General features: G+C 40.5%; 9 protein-coding genes and 1 pseudogene. 5 read left to right on the top strand and 5 right to left on the bottom strand.

Going from position 1 to position 6289, the window contains the following annotated elements; translation table 11 throughout:
• Window positions 1-606: CPBP family intramembrane glutamic endopeptidase (locus G413_RS11565; RefSeq protein ID WP_022790794.1), on the bottom strand; the 606-nt coding region annotated here is incomplete at its 3' end.
• Between the two features lie 309 nt (window positions 607-915).
• On the opposite strand from G413_RS11565, the gene G413_RS0110395 reads away from it, so the two are divergent.
• The 4 genes from G413_RS0110395 (at window position 916) to G413_RS12010 (ending at window position 2849) form a co-directional block, all read left to right on the top strand.
• The gene (locus G413_RS0110395) at window positions 916-1272 is read left to right on the top strand and encodes a TnpV protein (protein WP_022790793.1); all 357 of its coding nucleotides are present in this window, start codon (window positions 916-918) and stop codon (window positions 1270-1272) included.
• A gap of 123 nt (window positions 1273-1395) precedes the next feature.
• Window positions 1396-1575: a helix-turn-helix domain-containing protein gene (locus G413_RS0110390; RefSeq protein ID WP_027969185.1), complete on the top strand. Its 180-nt coding sequence runs from the start codon at window positions 1396-1398 to the stop codon at window positions 1573-1575.
• A 120-nt stretch (window positions 1576-1695) separates the two neighbouring features.
• Window positions 1696-2682, top strand: a complete 987-nt coding sequence (locus G413_RS0110385; protein WP_022790792.1) for a helix-turn-helix domain-containing protein — start codon at window positions 1696-1698, stop codon at window positions 2680-2682.
• On the top strand, window positions 2679-2849 hold the full coding sequence (locus G413_RS12010) for a cysteine-rich KTR domain-containing protein (RefSeq protein WP_074022010.1): 171 nt from the start codon (window positions 2679-2681) through the stop codon (window positions 2847-2849). Before G413_RS0110385 ends, G413_RS12010 begins: the two co-directional genes overlap by 4 nt.
• Window positions 2850-2901: 52 nt before the next feature.
• Here the strand turns inward: G413_RS12010 and G413_RS11560 are convergent, their stop codons facing one another.
• Window positions 2902-3750 (bottom strand): hypothetical protein, encoded by an 849-nt coding sequence (locus tag G413_RS11560; protein WP_244910608.1) that lies wholly within the window; start codon window positions 3748-3750, stop codon window positions 2902-2904.
• A 3-nt stretch (window positions 3751-3753) separates the two neighbouring features.
• Window positions 3754-4122 (bottom strand): annotated as a pseudogene (locus tag G413_RS12450) (MobA/MobL family protein); the annotation flags it as partial.
• Between the two features lie 82 nt (window positions 4123-4204).
• Here G413_RS12450 and G413_RS11555 point away from each other — a divergent pair.
• Window positions 4205-5062 carry a tyrosine-type recombinase/integrase gene (locus tag G413_RS11555; RefSeq protein WP_479691026.1) on the top strand — a complete coding sequence of 286 codons (858 nt, stop codon included), beginning with the start codon at window positions 4205-4207 and terminating at the stop codon, window positions 5060-5062.
• A gap of 134 nt (window positions 5063-5196) precedes the next feature.
• Here the strand turns inward: G413_RS11555 and G413_RS0110370 are convergent, their stop codons facing one another.
• Entirely contained in the window at window positions 5197-5643 is a 447-nt protein-coding gene (locus G413_RS0110370) for a hypothetical protein (protein ID WP_005330834.1), read from the bottom strand.
• 83 nt (window positions 5644-5726) lie between these two features.
• A partial coding sequence (locus G413_RS11550; protein WP_037614849.1) for a transposase occupies window positions 5727-6289 on the bottom strand: 563 nt, incomplete at its 5' end.

Here is a 6289-nt window from a genome sequence, read left to right as displayed (position 1 = left end):
AAATACACCTTTCGATACCTTTCTTATTGTTGCCAAAGCATAGCATAAGGTTAAACACATTATTCCAAAAAGAAAATAGTTCATATTTGCATTTGCTGTTCCTATTATAAAAAATATTGGTAAATGCCATAACCACCAAATAATAGAAGTAAAGATTGTTGCTATATGAAATCCAAATTTCTTTTCCAATTCAGGTTGTAAAATCATTCTCCATCCAACTTCTTCATTTCCACCACCAAATAACATCATTGGTAAAATTACTATAAGCATAAATATAGGAGCACCAAATTTAAATCCATTTATTGCACACCCCAAAACATAATAAATCAATACAAATAAAATTACTAAAATATAAGTCCAAATATTATGTTTTATATCAAATATCTTTTTTAACCATTCTTTTAAATTCTTAACTTTGTTATTTCTCTTTAGTGATATATAAGAGGCAATAGTTGGAGAGAATCCCCCGATAATGTGCATAATCCTTAAAAATATATTATTTATTGTCAAGTTAAATATTTGACTAATTAAAGCACAACCACCCCAAAATATTAGCATTATAACAAATGTTATTATTAAAAATTCTTTCACTAACTTTTTATTCATAAATACTCCTATCATCTCTACAAATTAGGATTTGAATATCAGTAAATTATGACCTCTCAACAGAGGTTACAGTGTTTTAATAAAATCCTCCAAAAGCCTTGAAAATAAAGGATTTATCGCAATGTGTTCGCCTTATCTCTTTATACGGTCACACACAAGTTTACTCTTTCCCTCATTGCTCATAAGGGCAAATGCAAGGGCAAGAAAATCTCATAACAAGAATAAACATAAGTGTGGCAATCGGAGAACTGTGATGTATGTGCGAATATATTATAATGGAGGATTTTTCAATGGACAAGTATATTTACGATGATAAATGATCTGTGGTATGAACTGCAAGGAGATTATTATATTCCTTGTCTTATTTTACCAGCCGAAAAAGAACAGCCTATCGGCTTATGGGGACAGCGACACTTGCAGTATTTGAAAGAATACCGCAGGATTACATACCTTAATCTGCTCACAAGCGGCAGGCTGAACGCTTACCTTGCCGACATTGATAAGCAGACGGAGGAGATGTTCTTTCGGTTGGTAGAGCAGATGAAACAGGCACAAGGTATTATGGAACAGTTAAAGGCAGAAAACGCCTTAGAATGGACAGGGCGGCTCAATAACATACGGGCGTGTGCAAGGGAGATTGTGGAGAGGAAGATTATTTTTGCATAAGGCAAAGGCGGCAGGGAGAAATCTCTGCCGCTGTTCTTTTGGGTGGTGGTGCTCACGATTCGTTTCTTGCTATTGTTCGTTTGACCGAGTATAATATATCTACTAATAATGTGGAGGTTTGTTATGTTTGAATATATGACGGTACAGGAAGCTGCAACTAAATGGGATATTTCAGAACGAAGAATACAGACACTATGTTCTGAAAACAGGATTGAGGGTGTTGTACGTTTAAGCAGAGTATGGCTCATACCAAAAGATGCAAAGAAACCGATAGATAGGAGAAAGAAGAACAACGAGAAGTAAAAAAGGATTTTGGGCAGTTGCAACTGCCAGTTGACATATTGAATGGTGCTGATTGGTGGTTAGCAACTTTATCAATCGCTAAAATAAGTATAACAATCACATTAACAGGAGGACAAAATTATGATTTTTGCCGATAAACTTATTTTGTTACGAAAAAAAGCAGGCTGGTCACAAGAGGAGTTAGCCGAACAAATGAATGTAACACGACAATCTGTTTCAAAATGGGAGGGAGCACAATCTGTTCCTGACCTTGATAAAATGATACGCCTTTCCGAACTATTCGGAGTAAGTACAGATTATTTACTTAAAGACGAAATTGAGCAAGCAGAGCATATCAACTCGTCCAATGATATGCCGTCATTAAAGCGTGTCTCTATGGAGGAAGCAAATGCTTTTCTCTCTGTAAAATCAAGGACAGCTAAAACAATAGCGTATGCTGCTTTTTTGTGTATCTTATCTCCGATAGCTCTTTTGATATTGGGTGCAATTAGTGAAAGTACGTCAGGCGGCTTGAGCGAAGATATTGCAGGTGGAATTGGAATGATTGCTCTTATTATTTTTGTAGCAATAGCCGCCGTAATGTTTATATCAAGTGGTAGCAAAACCGCTCCCTTTGCATATTTGGAAAAAGAAAAGTTTGAAACCGAGTATGGCGTGAGTGGAATGGTTAAAGAACGCAAAGCAAAATACAAAGATTTGCACACAAAGAATAATATTGCAGGAACTTGTTTGTGTATTACTGCCTTAATTCCGCTTTTTGTTGGAGCAATAATTGACGCTGATAACGACCTATTTCTAATGATTATGCTTTCCCTTTCCTTTCTCATTGCAGGCGTAGGTGTAATTTGTTTTATCAAGACGGGGATTATATGGGCGAGCTATGAAAAACTTTTGCAGGAAGGCGAATATTCTAAAGAAAACAAGGAAAAACCGTCTATTGCTGATGCTATATATATCGCATATTGGGTAATTGCAACAGCAATTTATTTAGGATACAGTCTATCATCAAATAATTGGGGGCAGAGTTGGATAATTTGGGTTGTTGCGGGAGTTATGTTTCCTGCTATCGTTGCAATTACCAATGCCTTTGATAAAAAATCAAAATGAGAATAGAATGGCTATTATGCCCTATCTGTAAAAGTAAAACACGCCTTCAATTACGAGAAGATACCGAATTAAAGAATTTTCCCCTCTACTGCCCTAAATGCAAGCAGGAAACACTTATCAACGCAAAGGATTTACAGATAACCGTTATTCAAAAGCGGGAACACTAATCAAACTATGTAAGCCGCCGCATGGGTAATACCATAGCGGCTGTTTTCGTGCCTATCGGCTGTCTCTGTCAAAGGATTTCTTTCTCTGTCTCGGCGGGTTTCTCTGCTTGCCCTCTGCCTGAAGCTGGCGCAGGCGTTTTAGTACACTCTCCCGTTCAGGCGGCTTTGCCTGCTCTTTTTGAGTGGGTTTCTGTTTTTCCCTGACCTGCCGCTCCCATGCGGCAAGGTCACGGTTGTACTGCTCCACAACAGCCTCCGCCTTGCGGTAGGTTGCCATGAATGCCTGCACATCGGAATAACCGTCCTCTTTCAGAACATCGGGCAGTTTATCCAGCTTTTCAGCGATTGCCTTTTCTGTCCGCTGTATCTGCTCTGTGAGCGCCTTGCGCTCCTTACCTTTGAAAATCCCTTTTGTGTCGGCAATCTGCTGTTTCAGTTTCGGAAGTACCGTATCCTGCAAATGCCGGATTTCTTTCGCCTTATCCTGCGCCTTTATCATCAGCTTTTGCATGGTACGGAACTCTGCCATATCTATTTCAAGGACAGGCTTCGGCGGCATATCGTGTTCACGGATTAGGTTTTGCAGGAAGTCCTTTGCCTTGCTGACGATACTGCGGAACAGACCCGGCAGCCAGCCCTTGCTTTTGATAAACTGGCTCGTTTTTTCGTGTATCTCTGTCCGCTTGACTTCTAAAATCTTTGCTTCGGAGATACCCGATAATAACGCCATATCCGTTGTCCTGTTCCATTCCTGTCTTGCGGCATTGTCGGCTTTGATTTCGTCCGCTTTGGGATTGTTCTTGCCGATTTTCTTGGTCGGCAGATAGACGCTGTTTTTATCAAACACCTTTAAGTGCTGCTCAGGATCAGAGATATGGCGGTTAATAAGTTCCGTATACACTTCCTTTATCTCCCGTAGAAAGGGCTCTCCCTTAAAGCGTGTATCTTTGGTAGTAAACAGATGGCTTTCGTATACCTCGCCTTTTTTGATGACGGTACAGCCTTTCCGTATCTGCCCGTCCTCTCCCGTGATTTCCTTTTTGGTGCGGACACGCTTTCCAGTCTCGTCAAAGAACACGCTGCGGGAAGCAATCTTCACATCGGGTTCGGGGAGCAGCCTCCTCTCGCTGAAAATCAGATGGATATGATAATTCGTCTTGCGCTTGTTGTGGTGGAGGGCGGACACGCACTCCACACCGTACCGCCTGCGGAACTCCTCTGTAAAGTCCGTGAGTACCTGCTGCGGCTCGTATTGCGTATAGATTTCGGGCAAGGCGATAATCAGTTCCCTTGCTTCGATACATTTACCCTCTGTGCCGCTGCGCTGAAACTCCTGCTGGCTTTCCCTTGCAAGATTGATCCAAAATTCCTTCCGCTTTGCGGTTTTCCCGAAAAAACTGATTACCTTTAACCCTATGCAGTATGTGAAGCTGAGGGGCAGGAAGCAGGAAACGGATATTTTCTCGGACAGTGAGGAAGATACTTCCAGTATTCCTACTATCACCCATGAGCAGTTCCAAAAGCTGGAGGAATTTCTCAAGGCAAAAGACAATCCCGCCTTGCTGCCTGTGCAGATAGCGTACTACACGGGGCTTCGTATCGGGGAAGTATGCGGCTTGACTTGGCAGGATATTAACCTTGAGGAACAATATCTTACAGTACGCCGCAGTATGCGCTATAACGGAACAAGGCACACAACCGAAGTAGGAACGACAAAGCGAAGCAAAGTCCGCACCGTTGATTTCTGCGACACGCTGGCGGCAATCCTGCGGGCGGCGAGAACAGAACAGCGCAAAAACCGTTTCCGCTACGGGGAGCTTTATTACCTGAACTACTACAAAGAAGTAAAGGAAAAAGGGCGCACCTATTATGAGGTTTACAGCCTGCAAAGGACAGAGAAAGTCCCGGAGGACTACAAGGAAATCTCCTTTGTCTGCCTGAGAGCAGACGGGGCGTATGAAGCGCCGAGTACGGTAGGGATTATGTGCAGGGCGGCAAAGAAGAAAGTGAAAGGGCTTGAGGATTTTCATTTCCACACGCTCCGCCACACCTACACAAGCAATCTGTTGTCCGGCGGCGCAAAGCCGAAAGATGTGCAGGAACTTCTCGGACACTCTGATGTCAGTACCACAATGAACATTTACGCTCACTCTACAAGGGAAGCGAAGCGCACTTCCGCAAGGCTGCTGGATAAGGTGGTCGGCGGGGAATAAAAAGTTGCCCTTGTTTCGGCTCGTAAGGGCAAAAACAAGGGCAAACAGATAAGGTTTGAACGGAAAACAGGCGTGAAGCCTTGAAAAATCAATGGTTTTTGAAGATTAGATAGTTAAATATGAATTTGTAAATATCATTTTACATTTTTATATGAAATCACAATATGACTTGGTGCAAATAATACTGATGCAATAATCAATAGCACTGACCTACTCATAATCCCACTAAATAAGAACAACATTGAAGGAATAATAGAAAGTGCTAATGCTCTGAAAACGCTGTTTTTCTTAAAACATATAATCCAAATAGCACAATAAAGCATTACCAATATGGTATCTACAATCAGATATAGTGCAAATGCTTCGTCAGACCACCACCCGAACCAAGTTCCCGGAATATTGATTATCATGAATCCGAAACAACCCAATCTCCCTACTTGTTCTGTGACCTCAACATATTTATTGTTCCACTTATTATCAAATCCATCTTTGCACTTAATCGCAAATACAACATTGGGTATCATAATGACTGCAATAAAAATCAGCCCAAAAACATTAAACCATTCCATATTATCTACCATCACAAACTCTGATTTGCTATTATCTTATATATCTTTTATTTATATTTAAGGCTCGTCCTTTGCACATAAAGGGTAACAATCCTTTATTTATCGTGTCTTTTTGATAAAGCATCTCGATATTTCACCCTTTTTGGTGACATTATCGCCATTTTGATGAACTTTAGAACTTTATCATATCGGTCTTTAGGCTCATTCATAATAAACCAAAATAAATTCATCCAGTCTTGCAGATTTTCTCTTTCATAACCTCCATGTGCTCTCATAAATTTTTTAAGTAACATATGGAGATGATTGACTGGATATAATGGATTCTCTTTATCGTTCAGCTGTTTTATTTCATTAGATAAATATACTTCATTTTTTAATCCCAGTTCTTCAACAAGTATGTTATGAGATTTTTCTTCATCATGAACGATTGTCGAACCTTCGGCTATATGTTTTCCATAGGTTCTCATTGTCGAGGTCCTGGATGGTTTTGATGTTCCTGTCACTATGTAGATGGATGCCTTATCATTGCAGGCAACCCCTACTCCTATTTTGTTCCTGGATATTCCTCGCAGTTCTTTTCCGTCTTTTTTGATCTTGTTCTGTTTGGCTTTTGAAAAATACGTTTCGTCTAAATATACAGTACCATCCAACACTATAT

The organism is Faecalicoccus pleomorphus DSM 20574 (genome assembly GCF_000420345.1).
In the GTDB taxonomy this organism is placed as follows: Bacteria; Bacillota_I; Bacilli_A; order Erysipelotrichales; family Erysipelotrichaceae; genus Faecalicoccus; species Faecalicoccus pleomorphus.
The sequence above is the reverse complement of the archived record's forward strand: the minus strand, read 5'-3'. Positions and strand labels throughout refer to the sequence as shown.